Consider the following 19,922-nt stretch of genomic DNA (forward strand, 5'->3'; position numbering starts at 1 on the left):
CAGCGTCCGGACCGTGTTGGACTGGCCGGTGGTGGCCCGAGTCGGCAAAACTGTCGGACGTGACCACCCCTCAAGATCTCGACGATCGGTTCCGGGAGGCGGTCGGCGGTCTGGCCGCACCGTCCCCGGTGCGCTCGGCCGACGGGCCGGTCCACGACGGCGCCTCGCTGACCGGCGACCGCGCCCTCGAACTCTTCGACGCCCAGCTCACCAGCCGGCACCTCGACCTGGCCGCGCGCTGGCTGCGCAGCTTCGGCGAGGGCTTCTACACGATCGGCTCCGCCGGCCACGAGGGCAACGCCGCGGTGGCCGCCGCCGTCCGGCACACCGACCCCGCACTGCTGCACTACCGCTCCGGCGGCTTCTACTGCGCCCGGGTGGCCCAGGCCGCCGCCCCCGCCCCGCCCGGCACCGAGGACACCCCCGGCACCGCTGCTGCCGACGCCACCGCGAACGCCAACGGCCGCCCCGACGACCCCTCCGGTCGTGTCGCCGAGGGCACCGGTGGCCGGAGGGCGGCAGCCGGCGGAGCCGGGGGAGGGGGCGGTGCGGGAGGCGACCCGATCGCCGACGCCGCCCGGGACGTGCTGCGCGGCATCGTCGCCTCGGCCCAGGAGCCGATCGCCGGGGGCCGGCACAAGGTCTTCGGCAACGCCGCCCTCGACGTCATCCCGACCACCTCCACCATCGCCTCGCACCTGCCGAGGGCGGTCGGTGTCGGATTCGCGATAGAACGGCAGCGCCGGGCCAACGCCCCGACGCGCGGCGGCTCCCGTACCGGCTCGGCCCGGATGCCCACCGACAGCCGTACGGCAGCCGCCGAGGCCCGTTCGGCCTGGCCCGGCGACGCGATCGTGGTCTGCTCGTTCGGCGACGCCTCGGTGAACCACGCCAGCGCCACCGCCGCCTTCAACACCGCCGGCTGGTGCGACCACACCGGGCTGCGGGTGCCGGTGCTCTTCGTCTGCGAGGACAACGGGCTCGGCATCAGCGTCCGGTCGCCGGAGGGCTGGGTGGCCGCCACGCTCGCGGCCAAGCCCGGCATCCGCTACTTCTCCGCCGACGGCTGCGACCTGGTCCAGACGTACGAGGTGGCGAGCGAGGCCGCGAACTGGGTACGCCGGCACCGCCGCCCCGCCATCCTGCACCTGACCACGGTCCGGCTGATGGGTCATGCCGGGGCGGACGCCGAGGTGGCCTACCGGCCGGCGGCCGACCTGAACCGGGACCTGGCCCGGGACCCGCTGATCATGAGCGCCAAACTGCTCGTGGAGGCCGGGATCAACACCCCGGAACAGGTGATCGCCCGCTACGACGCGGTCGGCTGGCAGGTGCGCAAGGTGGCCGAGGAGGTGCTCGGCGAGGCGAAACTGACCAGCGCCGCCGACATCGTCGCCCCGCTCGCCCCACGCCGCCCCGTACGCGTCTCCAGGACCGTCGCCGAGGCCGGCGCCTGGGCGGCGGGGCCGGGCGCCGGGGCACGGGCCACCGCCTTCGCCGACCGGCTGCCGGAGCAGGCCGGACCGCTGACCCTGGCCCAGACGATCAACGCGGCCCTGGCCGACGGGATGCTCGACTACCCGGCGATGACCGTCTTCGGCGAGGACGTGGCGGCCAAGGGCGGCGTGTACGGGGTGACCAAGGGGTTGCGCGACCGCTACGGCCCGTCCCGGGTCTTCGACACCCTGCTGGACGAGACCAGCATCCTCGGCCTGGGGCTCGGCGCCGGGCTGGGCGGCATGCTGCCGGTGCCCGAGATCCAGTACCTCGCCTACCTACACAACGCCGAGGACCAGTTGCGCGGCGAGGCCGCCACCATGCAGTTCTTCTCGCGCGGCGCCTACCGCAACCCGATGGTGGTACGCGTGGCGGGGCTGGCGTACCAGGAGGGGTTCGGCGGGCACTTCCACAACGACAACTCGGTTGCCGTACTCCGGGATGTTCCCGGTCTGGTGCTCGCGGTCCCGGCGCGGCCCGACGACGCCGCGCCGATGCTGCGCTCCTGCCTGGCCAGCGCCGCGGTCGACGGGACGGTCTGCGTCTTCCTGGAGCCGATCGCGCTCTACCACACCCGGGACCTCTACGCCGAGGGCGACGACGAGTGGCTGGCCCCCTACCTGGGGCCGGGCGGCTGGGCCGGGGGGCACGTGCCGATCGGACGGGCCAGGGTCTATGGCGTAGGGTCCGCCGAAGACATCACCATCATCACATTCGGTAACGGAGTCAGGATGTCCCTGCGAGCGGCGGCCAGGTTGGCCGAGGAGGGGATCGGCACCCGTGTTGTTGATCTTCGCTGGCTGGCCCCGCTGCCGGTGGCGGACATCTTCCGGGAGGCTTCCGCTACTGGTCGGGTGCTGGTAGTGGACGAGACACGCCGGTCCGGTGGAGTCGGGGAGGGCGTCGTCGCCGGCCTGGTGGATGCAGGATATGTGGGTGTTGTGCGGCGCGTTGCGTCAATCGACTCGTTTGTACCATTAGGTCCGGCTGCGCGCGAGGTGCTGGTGTCCGAAGATGCCATTACCCAGGGTGCCCGTACGCTGCTGGCACGGTAAATTCCCTTCCACTCGGTGCGCCACTTGCGCCGGGCGGCACAACTGTGTGGACTTTGCCCTATCGGCACCGAACCGGTGCCGGGTGTAGCTGAGATGAGGAGGCACGCGACAGTGAGCGCGACCGCTGGTCAGGCCGCCGACGGAGTACGGAGCCTGGCGGACCGGTTCGGCATCGAGCCGGGCATGGTCGTCATGGAGATGGGGTACGACGACGACGTCGACCAGGAACTCCGTGACGCCCTGACCGACCGTTGTGGGGAACTGGTCGACGAGGACACCGACGAGGTGGTGGACGCCGTACTGGTCTGGTACCGGGACGGCGACGGCGACCTCTTCGAGCTTCTCGTGGATGCCCTCGGCCCGCTGGCGGACAACGGCGTGGTGTGGCTGTTGACGCCGAAGGCCGGACGGGACGGCCACGTTGAGCCGAGTGAGGTCAGTGAGTCGGCGCCTACCGCCGGCCTCCAGCAGACCTCGACGATCAACGCAGGCAAGGACTGGAGCGGGGCCCGCCTGGTCCTGCGCCGGGGAGCCAAGGCGAAGAAGTAGACCACCACCAGGGCGCGGAGAGACACGGGGTGCCGGTCGGGGGACCGGTGCTCGGTTGGTCCGCGCGCCAAACTGACAGGAGCTGACACATGCCGATCGAGGTTGGTGCCGAGGCGCCCGACTTCGTGCTGAAGGACCAGAACAACCAGGAGGTACGCCTCTCCGACTTCCGGGGACGGCGGACCGTGCTGCTGGTGTTCTACCCGTTGGCCTTCTCCGGCACCTGTCAGGGTGAACTGACCGAGGCGCGCGACAACCTTGACGACTACGTCAACGACAACGTCCAGTTGTTGACCATCAGCGTCGACTCGGTCTACAGCCACAAGGTCTGGGCCTTGGAGCAGGGATTCGAGTTCCCCCTCCTGGCCGACTTCTGGCCGCACGGCGGGGTGACCCAGGCGTACGGCGTCTTCAACGACGTCAAGGGGTACGCCAACCGGGGCACCTTCGTGATCGACCGGGCGGGTGTGGTCCGCTTCGCCGAGATGAACGAACCCGGCGTAGCGCGAGACCAGGCAGGCTGGCGCAAGGCGCTGGCCGCTGCCACCGCCTGACCAGGGCCTTAGCGAGATCTTGGAAGTCCTCCCGCGTGGGGATGCGGGGACTTCCAAGATCTCAGCCCCCGAGGATTGCCCGCCTCGGGTGACCCACACCATGGCGGCAAGGTAAGCTTGCCGCCGCCGGACGCCGTACGTGTGGGCGTTCCGGGCGCGTAGCTCAGTGGGAGAGCACTCGCCTTACAAGCGAGGGGTCGCAGGTTCGAAACCTGCCGCGCCCACCATTGAGCTATACCGCCGATAGCCATCGGAGGGCTCTCTGACCTTTCACTTGTTGATGCTCGATGAAGTTAGCTTGTCGGCTTTTTGTGGTTCGAGTCGTACGCGGAGTCCATCAAGGCGCTCTGTTGGCATCGATGCCCAGGCCACAGAGATGGCCAGATGCAAGAAGCCTTCGATCGCATTCAGGTGTTTCGCAACCTCGGCGGCTTCTTCGGCGGTTCCCATATCCGCATGCTTCAGCTTCTGCAGTTGAGTGCGAACGGTGACAACGGCGGTTGCGGCCAGTTCGTGAAGTGGAGACAGTTCGTCGACGGCAAGTCCGGCGTAGACGAAGCAAAGAACCTGCCCTTTTTTGGTGGGGCGAAGTTTTCTAGCTGCCCCCTTAATGTCGAAGTAGGTCAAATCTTTGGCGTGGGGGTAGTTTGCTCCGATCCACTCGATGACCTCATCGTCGGAGAACGCTGCGCGGAGTAGCCTGTCCAGTAGTTCGATCAAAGAGTTTGCGGCTTGGGTTACAGGATCTGCGGAGTGATCCAGGGCGTCTCGGGCTCCTTGAATCTTGCGTCCGAGGGCTGCGCTTAGTTCTGTGACTGCTTTCCTGCTGCGGCCTGAGACAATCTTCCTGAATCTCTCCGTAAGAATTGCTAGGTCTGCTAGTTCAAAGGGTGTTGCCTCCGATTCCCGACCCCGGATTAGGGTGGCTGTCGAGCTGAAGGTGACAAGTTTTTCTAGTGCTCTATCTAGGCGAATGAAGAGCAGTAGGAGTGCGCGAGGTGTGCCGGTTAGGACGGGTAACTGGTGGGCTTGTCCACTGGGCAGCGCCGAGATTAAATCGTCGAAAGCAACCGCGTATGGCATGAGGTTGCGAGTCGCTCGGCGAAGGGCTACTGCCAAGATTGCACAATCTTGTTTTAGTGCAAGTTCCAATCGATAGTATGTCCCAGAGCCGAGCAACTTAACGAGGAATTGTCGTGCTCCTTCCCGCTTCAGGGTTTTCGTCCATTCTGGTAGTTGCACTTGCGTGAAGCTCTCGATGTGCTTGGTTAGGGCTTCCAGGTCTCCGTTAATGGAATCGGCGTCAATAGTGAAGGCATCTGAGAACGCTGCCTCCAGGCGCTCATTCCATGGGCGGGGATCGGTATCGTCTGTCAGGATCGCCGCAGACGACACGACCGTATCCCAGATCAGGACGGCCTCGTCCATTAAGCGTAGGATTTCGCGTTGTTGAGGAGTTAGGCGAACGACCTCCTGTGCTAGGGCTGATTTCCCGAGAAGTGTGGGGAAGCGGCTTGAACTATTGGGCTCAGAGGTGGTCACTGGTTCTCCAGGGTTGCCGACTGCCTGTATCACCGTAGCCCTCGGGTGTGACAATAACGACCTGGATTTACTCAACGGATAGCATTTTTGGGGCAACTAGGAGTAGTAGTTCGGTGTTTTCTGGGTTAAATCAGGTTAAATCGAACTGAAGGTATTCCTGTCGATTTGCAGCCTCCCTGGCGAAGCATGCTCGTGGCTAAATCAGCTATTGGTTGCATACTCCGTTAATTGCATCTGGTAGGTGAAACCTGGAGAAAGTCGGGCAACGGTGTGGGTGATGACGTACTCGACTGGGGTGCCGCTGCCGTTTCGGCACAGTCGTTTCATGACGAGCAGGGGCTCGTGATCGCTGATGCCGAGCGCCGTCCGTTCCGCTTCGGTCGGTTGGCGGGCGGTGATGTTCTCGGTGACGGTTGCGGAAGAGTGGCCCAGTTCCGCGAGAACAGCGACGGCGCCGCCTCGGATCTTTCGGTTCTCCGCGAGAGGGGTGCCGCCGGCTAGCCAGACCGGGTAGTAGGAGTCGGCCAGCTCGACGGGCTGGTCATCTTCGAGAATCAGGCGGCGCCGTACCACGGCTTGATCGTCCTCGCCTAGGTCGAGCGCTGCTCGGACAGCCAGGTCGGGGACCAACGTCTCGACGCCGAGGAGCTGTTGCGTGCCGGTACGTCCACGAGCCGCAGCCTCAGTGGCCCATGCGTCGCCAACACCAGGGATGACGTAGGGGTCGGAGGTGCTGGTCCAACGCGGGGTGCTCATCGCTAGCTCCTCCAGGCTCAGTGCAGCTCGGTCCTCAGTCGGTTGCCCGTGTACGGCTGTGCGGGTCGTTCAAAGCATGCGCCCGAGACCCGAGACTCGATCGTCCGGACGTGTCGGAAGCCTTGCCGCTGGTAGTAGCGATGCAACCGCACGTTCGTCGTCCACGCGTCGAGTCTGAGCCAGTTCAGCCCGGCTTCGTACGCGCGTCCACTGGCCCAGTCCAACATCTCGCCGCCCAAGTCTGCGCCCGCATGTCGCAACGGGACCATCATTTTCGCCACGTACAGCGCGTCGGCTGGGTGGTCCTCCGGGTACCACAGGGCCTCGGGGTCGCGGTCGGGTTTCCAGAGGGAGTCAACGTCGACGTAGAGGGTCAGCGTGATGGTGGCTACCGGTTCCTGGTCGTGCCAGATGAGCCAGGTCTGTCCGGCGGAAACCGTGGCGGCGACCGCCGACCGAGGAAGCGGGATCGACCACTGCTCCTCTCCGCGTGCCGCCAACCAGGCGACCCGCTCACGGCGCCAAGACATGATCATGTTTATGTCGGCATCCCGAGCGGATCGGATGATCAGCGGCCGATGCTCCCGACTCATCTTGCTCGCAATTGCCAGGCATGCCGGCCAGCCTTGCTGATCGGTCATCTTGGCTTCGTGACCCACCGATCCATTGTGCGTACCGTCCGCATTGCGTTGGGTCCGGAGCGAGTAACGTCAGAGGTCAATGGCCGTACGTGGGAGGCGGGACCCATGGACCTGGGAGTCGACACCGGCATGACGCCGGGCCAGCGGATCAAGCTCTACCGTCAGCGAGCCGGGCTGACCCAGGAAGTCGCCGCTCAACTCAAGGGCGTGACGGTGTCCGCCTGGCGGAAGTGGGAGTCCGGCGAACGCTCGGTCACCTCACTCGGCGACTGGATCGAGATCGCCCGGATTCTCAAGGTCCGCGACCTCTACCGGCTGACTGGCCTGCCGGTCGGCAGCCTCCCCGACGAGCAGGCCGAACACGAGACCGTCGCTCCCGTACGCGCTGCGCTGCACGCGTACGCGCCGAAGCTTGACGGGCCGCCGGATCTGGACGGGCTGCGGCGGGGGATCGAGTGGGGTTGGAACGCCTGGTACGACTCGGGTGATCGGTACTCGCGTACCGGTTCGGTGCTGCCCGAGCTGATCACGAGGGCTCGCGCCACCGTGGCGGCCGTCGAGGGCGAGCAGCGGCGGGAGGCGCTGCGAGCGACGGCCGACCTGATGATGCTGGTACGCGCCTTCGGCAAGCGCATCGGTGCACTTGACGTCTCGTTGCTCGGTGCCGATCGTGCTCTCGCGGCGGCCGGCGACGCCGACGACCCGATGTACCGGGCTGCCGCCGCCTGGCACATGGCCAACGTCCTGTCGGCCGCCGGGCACGCGGAGGAGTCCGGGGCGCTCTGCCGTGACGCGGCGGCGGACCTGGAGAGCATCGACGACCAGAGCGAGGAGCGGATCTCCCTGCTCGGTTCACTGCACCTCATGCTCTCGATCCAGGAAGCGCGTCTCGGCTACGACCGCCGGGCCGAAACCGCCCTCGACTTCGCCGAGCGAACCGCAGCCAGGACCGGTGAGACGAACTGGCACCACCTCTACTTCGGGTCGATCAACGTGGGTGTGCACCGAAGTGCGGTCTCGCTCGAACTGTCCCGGTCAGCCGAGGCACTCCGGATCGCCGAGCGGATCGACGTGACCCGGTCGCCGAGCCGGGAGCGCCAGCACTCGCACTATCTTCACCTTGCCCGTGGCTACGCGAACCAACGTGACGACCTTGCATCGGTGTACATGCTGGTACGTGCCGACCGGGCGATCCCCGAAGAATCGCACCTCAATCTGGTCATGCGTGCACTGGTGCGAGAACTCCTCGTACGCGAAACACCAACCACCCGTCCCGAACTCCGCCCACTCGCCGAACGAATCGGCGTCGCCTGACCCTCTCCCGTCGCCAACTACCCCGCTGTGGGGTAGTTACCCGCCGCGTGCCTGTCGGTACGTCACCATCGCCATACCTTCGGTGACGGACGCGGCGATCGATAGCCATACCCGCTCTTGGCTGTTCGGTCGCCGCGTCCCTCACATCCGAAGGGGGAGCAGACGATGCGATGGCGGTGGAATGTGCGGGTTACCGACGATCGAAGACTGATTCCGAGTCGGTTCATCGGAACCCGGGAATTCTGTTGGTGGTCGGTGTGACGTACCGGAGTCCGCACGGGACGATGTTCGGGCGGGACATGTGGCATCTGATCGTGCGGCGGTCCCGCAATGTTGTCGCCGCGCACGCCGACAACACGATGTGCGACCGCTGTGCCGGACCCGGTGACTGTCACCTGCTCCGCAGCGCCGAGGGCTACCTGGCCGATCCGGAGATGCTGGCCGCCGAGCGCGAGGCCGAATCGTGACCGGGCGGCATCACGTACGCCAGCGTCACGTTGACCCGGTCCCGGCCGCCAGCCGGCCGCGACACCGGGCCGCCGGGCCGCTCCCGGCCCGTCCCACCAGCTCAAACCCCATCGTGTACGTCCAACGACTGCTTTTCCGATGCTGGCTCCGCTGCCGATCGGACGGGTACGAGCCGGTCGAGGCGCCTCCCGGGCGGCCCGAGTGGTGAGGGGGAGTGGACAGGGCCGGTTGGCCGAGTCGCACCTGCCGTTGCGTCCGCTCTGGATCTGCCGGCTCGACGCCTACCCGTGGCCGTGCGCCGACGCCCGGCTCGATCTGACCAACGGTTTCCGGGACCGGACGGTGAACCTGACGCTCTTTCTCGCGTCCCAGTTCGTAGATGCGCTGAACGACCTGCACACCATCGACCCGACCCTCGGCCCGCCACCCGACGCTCGTGTCCTCTACGAGCGCTTCCTCGGTTGGGTGCCGGTTCGGCGTACGCCATGAGGCCGGATCGGGGACGGTCCCGGCCCCGAGATCGTTGAGGGGTTATGCAGACGAGACGAGTCGGTCGGCTCGACATCGCGGTGCCGGACCTGGACCCACGGGAGCTGGACCAGGTGACCGAGCCGCCCGACGGTGACCTGGTCGGGGTGTTGGCCGGCAACAGCTCCTGGGCCGGCAACCGACTTTACGAGACCCGGATCGGCAACAGTCAGGCCAGCGGGGTCGACGCCACCGAGGCGATGTGGGAGCGGGTCACCCTGAGCGGGTCGGTCTTCGACGGCGTCGACCTTTCCCACGCCGAGTTCTCCGACGTGGTCATCGAGTGTTGCGTGCTGCGGGACTGCCGGCTGACCGGGGCGCACTTCATCGGCGCGGTGTTCACCAACGTCATTTTTGAGGGCTGCCGGTTCGACTTTGCCACCCTGCGCGATGTTGCCGGCAGTGGGCCGGTGGCGTTGGTCGACTGCAACCTGGTCAACGCCAATTTCACCAGCAGCCGGTTGCCGCAGTTGGTGTTACGGGACTGCAAGCTCGACCGGTTGGAGCTCCAGGCGTGCGACCTGCGCGGCGCCGACCTGCGGGGCAACGGGCTGACCGGGATCGTCGGCGAGCTGACCAGCCTGCGCGGGGTGACGCTCTCCCGAGATCAGCTTCCCGACCTGGCCACCATGGTCGTGCACGACCTGAACCTCACCGTCGCGGAGGACGCGCGGTGACCGGCGAATGCCTGTCCGGCGTACGCCGCCGGTGCTCGACCGAGACGGCGGTCTATTCGAGCGGGGCGGTCGGCGGTATCGACCGAGCCTGTGACGGTTCACGTCGATCGGACCGGCCGGGTCGACTTCGTGTCGTGACCGGTCGCGCTCATGTTTGGTCAACCGTCCGAAGGGCAGTGCAGCACGGGCCAGCCGGACGGTATCCCTCGCCCGCCTGCACCCGATCTGATCGCAGTAGCGCGAGCGTTACCAAGAGGAGTGGGGTCATAACGATGAGCCGCAATCTTGAGCCGATCAACGCTGGCGTCATCCTGCTTTCCGCCGAGTTGACCTGGCGGCAGCACCAGCCGGGCGGCAACTCCTGGCAGCCCGGCACCTGTCGGCAGTGCACGCCGAACGGATGTCCCCAGCTAGCCTGGGCGATCCGGGTACGCGGTGGGACAGCACCGACCAGGGTCGGTTCCGGTTGACCGGTCGATGGTTGGATCTGCTCCATGCGCGAGCCATTGTTGCGAGCAGCCTATGCCTTTTACGCGCGGCGCCTACGCGCCCGACTGAATACCGCCAACTTGCCGAAGCATGTGGCGATGGTGATGGACGGAAACCGTCGGTGGGCCCGGCAGATGGGTTTCGAAGATCCGAAGATCGGCCACCGGTACGGCGCCGCGCACCTGGAGGAGGTGCTGGGCTGGTGCGCCGAGGTCGGCATCGGACACGTCACCGTCTTCCTGGCCTCCGTCGACAACATGAAGAAGCGCGACTCCGCCGAGGTGGACAACCTGATGCGGATGGTCGAGGAGGTGGTGGTCGCGCCCCTGGTCCGGCCGACCAGCCCGTGGCGGGTTCATCTTGCCGGGCGGTTGGACGTGCTGCCGGACTCGACCCGGCACGCGTTGAAGCTCGCCGCCGAGGCGACCCACGATCGGGCGACGGACTTCCACCTGACCATCGCGATCGGCTACGACGGCCGGGAGGAGATCGTCAACGCCGTACGGTCGCTGCTGGAGGAGGAGTCGGCCGCCGGCCACAGCATCGAGGACATCGTCCAGCGGCTGAGCGTGGACGCCATCGCCGGACACCTCTACACCAGTGGCCAACCCGATCCTGACCTGGTCATCCGCACCAGCGGCGAGCGGCGCATGTCGGGCTTCCTGCTCTGGCAGGCGGCCCACTCCGAGCTGTACTTCTGTGACGTCTACTGGCCGGGGTTCCGGAAGGTCGACTTTCTGCGGGCGCTGCGCTCGTACGCCTCCCGGCACCGCCGGCTCGGAGCCTGAGCGCGTACCTGCCCGACGCTGCTCCTCTTATCGGGCAATTGCCGACTATTTTGTCATGTACTCGACATCCATGATCTTGTAACACCATTGCCATCCTTCGATGTAAGGCTCGTACGGGCCACCACCCCTGTCGGAGGAGAGACTGGTATGAGTCGAGTATGGAAAATGGCCGGTGCCGTGGCGGGCGCCCTGGTGCTGGTAGCCGGTGCCGGAGTGCCCGCCGCGGCGGCACCGGAGGGACCGTTCGGTCCCGGGTCGGCGGGCACCAAGACCACGTTGACCGGCCCGCCGGGCGGCGAGGCGGCGAAGCTGGCGCCGCTCTTCGCCGTACAGGAGAAACTGAACCAGGCCGCGGACAGCATCCGGGCGGCCGGCGGTGACCAGGCGGGATCGGGCTTTGCCGGTGACCGGGTCGACGCGGCCAGCAACACGGTGACGGTCTACTGGCGGGGAGCGCTGCCGGCGGCGGTCGCGGCCACCATCGAGGCGGTGCGCAGCGGAGGGATCGCCATCGAGGTGCAGGCGGCCAAGCACTCGCTCGACGAGCTGCTGAAGGAAGCCGACCGGGTGATCGGACGTACCGTCTCCGGGGTCAAGGTGATCTCGACCAGCCCGGCCAACGACGGCAACAGCCTCAGGGTCGGCGTCAAGGCGGTCGGCGCGGTCGGGGCCGGGATCGCCGGCACCGACCTCCAGCGGGTCGACGGCGAGCTGACCGCCACGGTCCCGCTCGACGTGGCGGTGGAGACGCCCAGGGAGTTCACCTCGCGCGGCTCGGACACGGTGCCGTACTGGGGTGGCGCGTTGATCCTCGGCGGTGGCGCCTGCACTTCCGGGTTCGGCGTGCGGGGTCTGAACGGGGCGGCCCGTTACCTGCTCACCGCCGCGCACTGCGGCGGCGGACAGTGGACCACCGGCACCGGTGCGGTCATCGGCAACACCCTCGCCAACGCCACCCGGGAGTACGACGGCGAACTGATTCTCACCAACGCCGGTTACTCGGTCTACGAGGGACCGTCCTTCGCCTCCGGCGACACGAACGTCGGACGTACGATCACCGGCCCGTCCTCGAACCACGTCGGCAACGCGGTCTGCACCGGTGGGTCGTTCTCCGGCACCGCCTGTGGCTGGTCCGTGGTGGCGCTGAACCAGAGCTTCGACATCGAGGGGTTCGGCACCATCAGGGGATTGGTGCAGGCGGAAGCGGCCAACCGGGTCGCGGGCATCGGCAACGGTGACAGCGGCGGTCCGGTCTACGTGCAGTCCGGCACCAGCGGTACGGCGCGCGGCATCATCAGCCTCCGGTCGGACGAGCGCGACGAGATCGTCTCCTGCAACGGTGTGCCGAGTGGGCCGATCAGCGACCCCAACTCCCGGCAGTGCTCCTGGAAGTGGTGGTACGTCGACGTGAACCAGCAGCTCTCCCGGCTCGGCGTGCACTTCGCGCCGTAACCGGTCCGGCACGCCGACGCTCATGCCCACGACGCGGGCGCTCTCCAGGCTGGAGGGCGCCCGCGTCGCGGTGCGGGTGCCGCCGTCGGTCGGTCGGCGGGACCGCCTGCTCAGCCGCCCGCGAAGGTCACCGAGGCCCGCTCGACCACGATCCGCTGTTGGTAGTGGCGGGACAGTCGGTCGCCCTCCTCGGAGGCCCCGGTGGCGGTCATCACCCGCACCGCCGACCCGTCGGGCAACGGCCCCGCCCCGGTCACGCTGACGCCCTGCTCCCGCCAGTACGTCGCATCGGCCATCACCCGCTCGGTCAGGGCGAGCATCTCCCGCTCCGACAGCAGCGCGTCCACGAACCGGACCTGCACGCCGCTCACCAGCCCCCGTACGGCCTGGTCGAGGTCGCTTCCCGGCTTCCGGTAGATGACCATCGTCCGGCCGGGGTTCTCCAGGACCTTGCCGGCGTACCACTGCGCGTACTTCGACTTCAGGAGCCCGTCGACGTCGTTCGCGGCCTGGTCGAGAGCGGGGTCGTTCTGGGCCGACGTGCTCGTCATCACCTCCTCGCGGACGCCGGGACTGTTGCCGTCCCCGGCCTGCCCGGCACAGCCCGTGCTCGCCAGCGCGAGCACGACGGTGGCCAGTACGGTCGCGCGACTGCGGGTACGCATGACTCTCCTCCCGGATCGACGATCTTCCTCTTTGACTGACGTTGGCGAGGCGTGATCGGTTCCGGTGGGCGGCGGGTCGTGGGGGCGGGTGGTGGGGCGGGCCGTGGGCGGCGGGCCGGCTGGAAGTGATGACTCGGTTCGGTCGTACACGTTAAAACGTGTGAGTACATGAAATTCCATGTACGAATTTGCCACGTCATACCTTCCGCCCGCTGCCGGAGAGGGACGCTCCGGGTGGGCCGGGCGGGCCGGGCGGTCCGCGGCGGTGGCGTCCGGGCTAGCCGATTTTCTCGAGGAAGGCGAGCGTCCGCTCGGTGAGTTGGGTAGCCGCCCGTTCGTCGTAGTCCGGCAGGCTGCCGTCGGCGAACAGGTGCCGGTCGCCGGGGTAGAGGAACAGCTCGGTTTCCGGGTTCGACGCGACCAGCGCGCGGGCCGCGTCGATGTCGCCCTCGTCGACGAAGAACGCGTCCGCGTCCATCGCGTGGATCTGCGCCGGCACCCCCGCCGGCCAGCTCCCGAACTCCTCGGCCGGGACGGTGGAGTAGTAGAACAGTGCGCCCTTCGCGCCGGGCCGGGTCTGGGCCAGGAGCTGCGCCGGCAGCACACCGAGGGAGAAACCGGCGTAGACCAGCCCGGCCGGCAGCCCTTCGGCGGCGGCCCGGCCCCGTTCGAGGATCGCGTGCGGGAAGCCGAGCTTCTGGGCGTACCCCATGCCGTCGTCGACGTTGTCGAAGACCTCTCCGTCGTAGAGGTCGGGTAGGTGGACGGTGTGACCCGCCCGTTCCAGTTGCCCGGCGAACGCGCGTACGCCGGACGTCAGCCCCTGCGCGTGGTGGAACAACAAAACTTCGGCCATGTCCGCTCCTCCGACTCGTACGGAGCCGGCGGCTCCGCCGCGACGAGTATGGCCCGCACCCCCGACAGTTCACCCTTCCCTTGTCAGCGTGGCCGGGCCTGAGTCTGTCCCGGTTGCTGGTGTTGCTGCGCTCCCGTGTCTGACACGGCCCCCGGTGTGGAAGCTGAAGGGGATGCGCGCCGAGCGGGGGGCCTGATGCGGGAAGCCGAGGAGGCGAGGCTGGCCGCTACGGATCTCAGATCCTGCGGGTTGCGCTGCGAGTTCGTCGCGGTCCGAGGTGATGGTGCCGTCTGCCCCCAGGCACCCATCGTGAGTGTGAGAGGAGGCGGTGGCGGCATTCTGAGCCCGGGCAATTTCTCATTGACATAATCCCGCACTCTCTCGGGAAGTGCGTCGAAGAATGCCGGGCCGCCAACTTTCTCGAACAGTTGGCCCACCACCATTTATTCGATTTCGTTTCTGGCATTTCTGCTCCTAACCTGGTTTTGACCCTCGCGTAATGAGGGACGGGCAACTCGGGGTGGAGGTTCACCGGTGGTCCGCGGGCGACCACCCGGGTCCACGCGAACGGCCACCGTACGATCCCCGGTTACCGTCACGGACGGTCGAGGGTCGTACGGTGGCCGGCTTTCTGCCCGCGCCGAAGGACCGTCAGCGGCCCGTCGGACGGTGGTCAGACCTGCGGTTCGATCCAGATGTTGCGGTAACGGACGTTGGCGCCCGGGTCGCCGTGGTCCTGGAGCCGGATCGGGGCGACGCTCGGTCCCTCGGCGGCACCGCCGCCGGTGGAGCCGTTGATCTCGACGTTGTTGTGTACGACAACGCCGTTCCAGACCACCGTCACCCGTGCGTTCTCGGTCTTGGTGGTGCCGTTCCAGCGGGCCGCCCGGAAGGTGATCTCGTACGTCTGCCAGGTCTCCGGCGCCGTCGCCCGGTTACTGTCCGGCGCCCGCTTCTGGTAGAAGCCGCCGCACTCGTTGTCGGCCGGCGTGGTGTCGCCGAACGAGTCGAGCACCTGGAGTTCGTACCGGTCCTGGAGGTAGACGCCGCTGTTGCCGCGCGCCTGGCCGGTCACCTCCGGCGGCAGGTTCGGGATCCAGAACTCGGCGTGCAGCTTGAAGTCGCCGAAGCTCTGCTTGGTACGCAGGTCACCGCCGAGCACCTCGGCCGAACCGCCGGAGACCGGCCAGGTCGCCGCCGCCCCGTTGGTGTGCTCCCACTGCGACAGGTTGCTGCCGTCGAAGAGGTTGATCCGGGCCGGCGGAGTGGCGGTGCCGTACGCCTCGAACTCGTAGATTCTGGCCGCCCCGTCCGTGGTGTTGGTCGGCGCGGTGATGTTCAGCCGGACGTAGCGCGCCTGGACCGGGGTGATGTCGTGCGTGGTCGACGACGCGGTGTTGCCGGTGACCGTGGCGGCGGTCGACCAGGTGGTGCCGTTGGTGCTGGTCGCGATCGTGAAGTCGCGGGTGTTCCAGGCGGTGTTCTCGCCCCCGGCCCCGGCGTGCCGTACGACGAACTGGCTGACCGTGGTCGCCGCGCCCAGGTCGACCTGGAGCCACTTGTTCGCGCCGGTCGAGCACCACTTGTCGAGGTTGCCGCCGGTGTAACTGCCGTTGACCGCCTTCGCCGGGGCCTCGTCGGCGTTGCAGGAGGAGTCGGCGGTGGCCGGCTTGCCGACCGCGAGGTTGGTGGTCGGCGGGGGAGTCGTCCCGGAGTACGCCTCGAACTCGTAGATCCGGGCGGCGGTGCCGCCGCCGGACTCCGGTGCGGTGATGTTCAGCCTGATGTAGCGGGCCTGGACCGCGTTGATCGTGTGCGTGGTGGTCGAGGCGGTGTTGCCGGTGACCGTGGCGGCGGTCGACCAGGTGGTGCCGTTGGTGCTGGTCGCGATGGTGAAGTCGCGGGTGTTCCAGCCGGTCTGCTCACCGCCGGCCCCGGCGTGCTGGACCACGAACCGGTTCACCGACTGGGTCGAGCCGAGGTCGACCTGGAGCCACTTGTTGGCGCCGGTCGAGCACCACTTGTCGGTGGTGCCGCCGCCGACGCTGCCGTTGACCGCCTTCGCCGGGGCCTCGTTGGCGTTGCAGGAGGAGTCGGCGGTGGCCGGCTTGCCCAGCGCCAGGTTGGTCTGGTTGGCGGTGCCGGGCAGGTTGTTCAGGGTGTACCAGGCTTCCGTGCTCCAGAGCGCCTGGCCGGTGTTCGAGGTGAACGGCCGGGGCGAGCGGACGTACACCACCCGGTCGGCCTGGAGACCGTTGATCACCAGGTTGACCTTCCTGCCGTCCGCCGACAGGGTGGCCGAGGAGACGGTCAGGTTCTGCAGGTTCAGCTTCGGCCCGCCGTACGCGGAGGTGGGCTGGTAGCGCCACTGCTGCACCTTGTACGCCGTGGCCAGCGCCGCTGCGGTGGCCGCCGACAGGGGCTGGGTGTACTCCATCTCGAAGCCGGTGGCGGTCGCCCGCATGGCCAGGATGTCGAAGGTGTTCGCGCCGTTCGGGGTCAGCTTCTGCAGGCCGTAGCTGAGCTTGCCCTCCTGGCCCCAGTTGCCGCCCGCGCCGAGCCCACCGGCGTAGATCGCGCCGTCCGGTCCCTGGGTCAGCTCGGTGACACCGGCCTCCAGCCCCTGGGTGAGCCGGAACAGCGCGCCCTGGTACTCACCGTTGACCTTCTCCAGGTACGCCCGCTGGATGCCGCCGTACGTCACGTCGGAGATCAGCATCTGGCCGGCGAAGGTGCCGCTGTTGAGGAAGACCGGGGTGCTCGGCGAGTTGGCGATCTCGTTCTGCGGCATCCAGAGCACCGGCTTGGTCACCGGGCGGTTGTCGAACGGGCCAGCCGGGTTCATGTAGTGGTTGAAGAACCGGTCCTGCTTGACGTGCAGCAGCTTCGACGAGGGGAGCCAGCCGCCCTGGTTGTCGGTGACGAAGATGCCGCCCTCCGGCCCCCAGCCGATGCCGTGCGGCGTACGCAGACCGCCCGCGACGTACGACACCGCGCCGGTGTTGCGGTCCACCTTGATGGTGGTGCCCCGGTTCGGTGCCGGCTGCGGGTCGGTGGTGTTGCCGCCCAGGTTGATCGAGACGGAGAGGTTCAGGTAGAAGAACCCGTCCTGGTAGAGCAGGCCGAAGCCGAACTCGTGGAAGTTACCGCCGAAGGGCCAGGTGGCGACCGTACGGTAGTTGTCGGTGACGCCGTCGCCGTTGGTGTCGTTGAGCTCGGTCAGCCGATGTTTCTCCGACACGTAGATCTTGCCGTCAACGATCTTGATGCCCTGCGGTTCGCGCAGCCCGCTCGCCACCCGTTGGGTGGTCACCTGGCCGGGGCCGGTGTTGCCGGTGGCGTTGCGCAGCACCCAGACCTCGCCGAGCACGTTGTCGGTGCCGCCCCAGGTGGTGATGGCGAGCCGGCCGTCCGGGAAGAAGTCCATCCCGGTCACCTGCGGCTGGAAGCCGCTCGGGCGCAGGTTGGTCAGGGTGTAGTTCGGGTGCACCGAGGTCAGCGGCAGGCCGTCACCGGGGGTGTCGGTGCTCGCCTCGCACTGCTTCTGGCCGGGAGCGGTCACGCGTACCACCCCGGCGTCGGTGCTCAGCACCGAGTTCGGCACCAGCACGAAGGACGAGGCGCCGGGCGGCTGCCAGTGCAGGGTGATCTGCTGGTCGACCGTACGGTCGAAGTGGTCGATGCGCAGCGAGTGGTAGCCGGCGGTCAGGGTGATCGCGCCCTCGGCCGGCGGGTTGGCGCCGTGCAGGCCGTCGTGGTCGATCACCACCGTGTTGTCGATGGTCAGCCGTGACCCGTCGTCGCTGAAGAGACGGAAGTTGTACGTGCCCGCCTGGGCGATGTTGACGTTGCCGATCACCTGGCTCACGAAGTTGTCGGAGATGCCGCCGAAGTCCGTGGTGGTGGTCCAGTTGATGGTCGGCATCAGCTTGTCGACGTTCGGGGTCTGGCCGGGCTTGAGGACGCAGATCTCGTCCAGCGGCACCTGTACGTCGAAGACCCGCAACGTGACGCCGGGTTCCTGCGGTGGCACGTCGGCGGCGTTCGGGGCCAGCGCGACCGGCGCGGCTTCGACCGGTGCCGCGTACGCGACCGACGGTAGGGCGGTGGGGACGAGCAGGGTGAGGGCGGTGGCTACGAGGGCATGACGAAACGATCGTCTGTCCATGGCGTCTCCTGGGCGATGGGTGGTGCGGGACGGTCCACAAGCGACGGTGTCGGAAGGGGTCCCCGGGAGACGCCGACTCGGGGGACCGTCCTGCCGACGATTGGGCTTCGCCGATACGCCGCGTTGAGGTTGGCGTCACACTAATTGACATTCGTCGAAATCGCTACACCTTTCGAGAGTGCCGGCGGAACTTCCGTACCGTTGTTACAAAAGGGCCCGGGAACCGTGCTGGTCCCCGGGCCCGTGCGGCCGTGTGACGCAATGATCAGTCGCGGCCGAGGAAGATCGGGTTGGTCATCGCCACCATCGCGTTCGGCGTGGTGGTGTTCGGGCCACCCGAGGCGCGGCGGACCTCGGCCCGCACCCAGCGGCTGTAGCGCGGGTAGGTGGTCCAGCGGATGGTCGCGCCGCCGGTCTCCGGCACCGCCTCGCTGTACTCCTTGCCGAGCTGGTCGAGGATGGTGACGGTGGTGCCCGGCACGCCGGAGACCGCGACCTCGACCGTGACCGGGGTGCCGATCTCGGCCTTCAGCCGCTCGCCGATGCCGGCGGTACGCCCGTCCGCGCTCGCGGTCAGGGAGAGGTTCACCGCCGCCGACTCGGCCAGCCAGGAGCGGCCCGCCTTCAGCCCGGCGAGCAGCGGCTCCCGGCGCAGGTTGTCGGCGTAGACCACGGTGTGTGGCAGCGCCACGGTCTGGCCGGGGCTGTGCGCGTCGGAGTTGCCGATCGCCGGGATGAACTGGCCGGCGCGGAGCAGCCCGTCCCAGTGGTTGACCGTCTGCTGGTCCTCGTCGGTCCACGGCCCGTTCCAGACCTCGACCAGGTCGGCGATCTCGTACGCGAACTCGTAGCTGCAACCGAAGCAGTTGGCGAACGGGTGCGCGGCGGTCACCAGACCACCGGCCCTGTGTACCTGCTCGGCGAAGCGGCGGAAGTCGGCCGGGTCGGCGGCGCGGTAACGCCAGTCGATCCACTTGCCGGCCGGCAGCCCGATCGCGGGCCAGTGCCCGGACCGGGTGGTGACCTCCTCACCGTTGAGGATCAGCAGGTCGTCGGTGGCGTGCTCGCCCCACTGCAAGGCCGAGCTGGAGGTGTTGTGGTCGGTGGAAACCATGAAGTCCAGGCCGGCGGCGCGCGCCTCGGCGACCAGCTCCGGCGGCGTACGGCGACCGTCGGAGTGGACCGTGTGCAGGTGCGCGTCGCCCCGGTACCACGCCTTGCCGCGCTGCTTGGTCGGCGCGGTCAGCGGGGCCGGGTTCGGCTTGAACGGCTTGCCCTGCGGGCCGAAGTGCAGGGTGATCGTCACCTGGTAGTTCAGTCCCTGCGGCGCGACCGTGTACGGGCCGAGGATGACGTGCCAGGTGCCGGGGGTGATCGGGCCGGCGAGGTAACCGGGCGTCGCCTCGGTGGCGCTGATCGAGAAGCGGTCGCGGAAGCCGCCGGACCAGCCCCGGAAGCCGCGCTCGTTGCCGATCTGGTGCCCCTCGGGGCCGAACATGCCGATGTCGCAGGCGTTGCCCCGGGTGCCGGCGGGCACGGCCGGCTTGTCGTACGAGTAGACGACGTCGATCTGGTTCACCCCGCGCGGCACCTGGACCGGCAGGTAGTACCAGTCCGAGATGCTCGGGGTGAAGGTGCCGGTGACGGTCTTGGTCTGCTCGGTCGTACCGGTCGCGCCGGCCGAACCGGTCTCGTCGGACGCGGGCGCGGCGAACGCGACGCCGGGCAGCAGGTTGATCGTGGCGCCGGCGGCCAGGACACTTCCCGTCGCCAGGAGATTACGACGGGTCAGGTCTCCGGAAGTCATGCGTACCTCCGCATTGGTGGACAGTGGGCCCGACGCTAGGCCCGCAGAGGTACGCAGAAACCACTGGAAAGTAAACAATGCCGGAGATGTGGGGCCGGTCGAGCGCGGTGCGCCCC

Annotated in this window: 17 protein-coding genes and 1 tRNA gene; 11 read left to right on the forward strand and 7 right to left on the reverse strand. The window is 67.9% G+C overall.

All coding sequences use genetic code 11. The features are described from left to right. Window positions 1–110: 110 nt before the first annotated feature. The 4 genes from ACI2K4_RS16200 (at window position 111) to ACI2K4_RS16215 (ending at window position 3,882) form a co-directional block, all read left to right on the forward strand. Window positions 111–2,552 (forward strand): transketolase C-terminal domain-containing protein, encoded by a 2,442-nt coding sequence (locus ACI2K4_RS16200; RefSeq protein ID WP_404512950.1) that lies wholly within the window; start codon window positions 111–113, stop codon window positions 2,550–2,552. 111 nt (window positions 2,553–2,663) lie between these two features. Further along, entirely contained in the window at window positions 2,664–3,101 is a 438-nt protein-coding gene (locus tag ACI2K4_RS16205) for a DUF3052 domain-containing protein (protein ID WP_396815380.1), read from the forward strand. Window positions 3,102–3,190: 89 nt separating this feature from the next. Then, entirely contained in the window at window positions 3,191–3,655 is a 465-nt protein-coding gene (locus ACI2K4_RS16210; RefSeq protein ID WP_404512039.1) for a peroxiredoxin, read from the forward strand. A gap of 152 nt (window positions 3,656–3,807) precedes the next feature. Continuing rightward, window positions 3,808–3,882, forward strand: a tRNA-Val gene (locus ACI2K4_RS16215). 43 nt (window positions 3,883–3,925) lie between these two features. On the opposite strand, the gene ACI2K4_RS16220 is transcribed toward ACI2K4_RS16215, so the two are convergent. From ACI2K4_RS16220 to ACI2K4_RS16230, 3 genes are all read right to left on the reverse strand, one after another. Further along, on the reverse strand, window positions 3,926–5,083 hold the full coding sequence (locus tag ACI2K4_RS16220) for a hypothetical protein (protein WP_404512040.1): 1,158 nt from the start codon (window positions 5,081–5,083) through the stop codon (window positions 3,926–3,928). Between the two features lie 315 nt (window positions 5,084–5,398). Beyond that, window positions 5,399–5,953 carry a UTRA domain-containing protein gene (locus ACI2K4_RS16225; protein WP_404512042.1) on the reverse strand — a complete coding sequence of 185 codons (555 nt, stop codon included), beginning with the start codon at window positions 5,951–5,953 and terminating at the stop codon, window positions 5,399–5,401. A 17-nt stretch (window positions 5,954–5,970) separates the two neighbouring features. Then, window positions 5,971–6,612 (reverse strand): GNAT family N-acetyltransferase, encoded by a 642-nt coding sequence (locus ACI2K4_RS16230; protein WP_404512044.1) that lies wholly within the window; start codon window positions 6,610–6,612, stop codon window positions 5,971–5,973. A gap of 87 nt (window positions 6,613–6,699) precedes the next feature. On the opposite strand from ACI2K4_RS16230, the gene ACI2K4_RS16235 reads away from it, so the two are divergent. The 7 genes from ACI2K4_RS16235 to ACI2K4_RS16265 all read left to right on the forward strand — a co-directional run bounded on the left by ACI2K4_RS16235 (window position 6,700) and on the right by ACI2K4_RS16265 (window position 12,310). Continuing rightward, window positions 6,700–7,908: a helix-turn-helix domain-containing protein gene (locus ACI2K4_RS16235; protein ID WP_404512046.1), complete on the forward strand. Its 1,209-nt coding sequence runs from the start codon at window positions 6,700–6,702 to the stop codon at window positions 7,906–7,908. A gap of 257 nt (window positions 7,909–8,165) precedes the next feature. Next, window positions 8,166–8,375, forward strand: coding sequence for a hypothetical protein (locus ACI2K4_RS16240; RefSeq protein ID WP_404512047.1), 210 nt, complete (start codon window positions 8,166–8,168; stop codon window positions 8,373–8,375). Window positions 8,376–8,577: 202 nt separating this feature from the next. After that, a complete protein-coding gene (locus ACI2K4_RS16245) occupies window positions 8,578–8,865 on the forward strand; it encodes a hypothetical protein (protein WP_404512049.1) in 288 nt (95 codons plus the stop codon). 44 nt (window positions 8,866–8,909) lie between these two features. Continuing rightward, window positions 8,910–9,581: a pentapeptide repeat-containing protein gene (locus ACI2K4_RS16250; protein WP_404512051.1), complete on the forward strand. Its 672-nt coding sequence runs from the start codon at window positions 8,910–8,912 to the stop codon at window positions 9,579–9,581. A gap of 272 nt (window positions 9,582–9,853) precedes the next feature. Further along, the gene (locus ACI2K4_RS16255; RefSeq protein ID WP_404512053.1) at window positions 9,854–10,051 is read left to right on the forward strand and encodes a hypothetical protein; all 198 of its coding nucleotides are present in this window, start codon (window positions 9,854–9,856) and stop codon (window positions 10,049–10,051) included. A 24-nt stretch (window positions 10,052–10,075) separates the two neighbouring features. After that, on the forward strand, window positions 10,076–10,858 hold the full coding sequence (uppS, locus tag ACI2K4_RS16260) for a polyprenyl diphosphate synthase (protein WP_404512055.1): 783 nt from the start codon (window positions 10,076–10,078) through the stop codon (window positions 10,856–10,858). Window positions 10,859–11,005: 147 nt separating this feature from the next. Beyond that, on the forward strand, window positions 11,006–12,310 hold the full coding sequence (locus tag ACI2K4_RS16265) for a hypothetical protein (protein ID WP_404512057.1): 1,305 nt from the start codon (window positions 11,006–11,008) through the stop codon (window positions 12,308–12,310). A 110-nt stretch (window positions 12,311–12,420) separates the two neighbouring features. On the opposite strand, the gene ACI2K4_RS16270 is transcribed toward ACI2K4_RS16265, so the two are convergent. The 4 genes from ACI2K4_RS16270 to ACI2K4_RS16285 form a co-directional block, all read right to left on the reverse strand. Then, entirely contained in the window at window positions 12,421–12,975 is a 555-nt protein-coding gene (locus tag ACI2K4_RS16270; RefSeq protein WP_404512059.1) for a hypothetical protein, read from the reverse strand. A gap of 277 nt (window positions 12,976–13,252) precedes the next feature. Beyond that, window positions 13,253–13,831 (reverse strand): dienelactone hydrolase family protein, encoded by a 579-nt coding sequence (locus ACI2K4_RS16275; protein ID WP_404512061.1) that lies wholly within the window; start codon window positions 13,829–13,831, stop codon window positions 13,253–13,255. 673 nt (window positions 13,832–14,504) lie between these two features. Beyond that, a complete protein-coding gene (locus ACI2K4_RS16280) occupies window positions 14,505–17,999 on the reverse strand; it encodes a discoidin domain-containing protein (RefSeq protein ID WP_404512063.1) in 3,495 nt (1,164 codons plus the stop codon). A 265-nt stretch (window positions 18,000–18,264) separates the two neighbouring features. Next, window positions 18,265–19,806 carry a CehA/McbA family metallohydrolase gene (locus ACI2K4_RS16285; protein ID WP_404512065.1) on the reverse strand — a complete coding sequence of 514 codons (1,542 nt, stop codon included), beginning with the start codon at window positions 19,804–19,806 and terminating at the stop codon, window positions 18,265–18,267. Between the last annotated feature and the right edge of the window lie 116 nt (window positions 19,807–19,922).

Source organism: Micromonospora sp. NPDC050397 (assembly GCF_044901685.1).
In the GTDB taxonomy this organism is placed as follows: Bacteria; Actinomycetota; Actinomycetes; order Mycobacteriales; family Micromonosporaceae; genus Micromonospora_G.

Excerpts from the sequence above, each read along its gene's own strand:
- ACI2K4_RS16225 (WP_404512042.1), bottom strand. The coding sequence starts at position 5,953 with ATGAGCACCCCGCGTTGGACCAGCACCTCCGACCCCTACGTCATCCCT.
- ACI2K4_RS16285 (WP_404512065.1), bottom strand. The coding sequence starts at position 19,806 with ATGACTTCCGGAGACCTGACCCGTCGTAATCTCCTGGCGACGGGAAGT.
- ACI2K4_RS16235 (WP_404512046.1), top strand. The coding sequence starts at position 6,700 with ATGGACCTGGGAGTCGACACCGGCATGACGCCGGGCCAGCGGATCAAG.
- ACI2K4_RS16275 (WP_404512061.1), bottom strand. The coding sequence starts at position 13,831 with ATGGCCGAAGTTTTGTTGTTCCACCACGCGCAGGGGCTGACGTCCGGC.
- ACI2K4_RS16220 (WP_404512040.1), bottom strand. The coding sequence starts at position 5,083 with ATGGACGAGGCCGTCCTGATCTGGGATACGGTCGTGTCGTCTGCGGCG.
- uppS (WP_404512055.1), top strand. The coding sequence starts at position 10,076 with ATGCGCGAGCCATTGTTGCGAGCAGCCTATGCCTTTTACGCGCGGCGC.
- ACI2K4_RS16280 (WP_404512063.1), bottom strand. The coding sequence starts at position 17,999 with ATGGACAGACGATCGTTTCGTCATGCCCTCGTAGCCACCGCCCTCACC.
- ACI2K4_RS16250 (WP_404512051.1), top strand. The coding sequence starts at position 8,910 with ATGCAGACGAGACGAGTCGGTCGGCTCGACATCGCGGTGCCGGACCTG.
- ACI2K4_RS16255 (WP_404512053.1), top strand. The coding sequence starts at position 9,854 with ATGAGCCGCAATCTTGAGCCGATCAACGCTGGCGTCATCCTGCTTTCC.
- ACI2K4_RS16210 (WP_404512039.1), top strand. The coding sequence starts at position 3,191 with ATGCCGATCGAGGTTGGTGCCGAGGCGCCCGACTTCGTGCTGAAGGAC.
- ACI2K4_RS16265 (WP_404512057.1), top strand. The coding sequence starts at position 11,006 with ATGAGTCGAGTATGGAAAATGGCCGGTGCCGTGGCGGGCGCCCTGGTG.
- ACI2K4_RS16270 (WP_404512059.1), bottom strand. The coding sequence starts at position 12,975 with ATGCGTACCCGCAGTCGCGCGACCGTACTGGCCACCGTCGTGCTCGCG.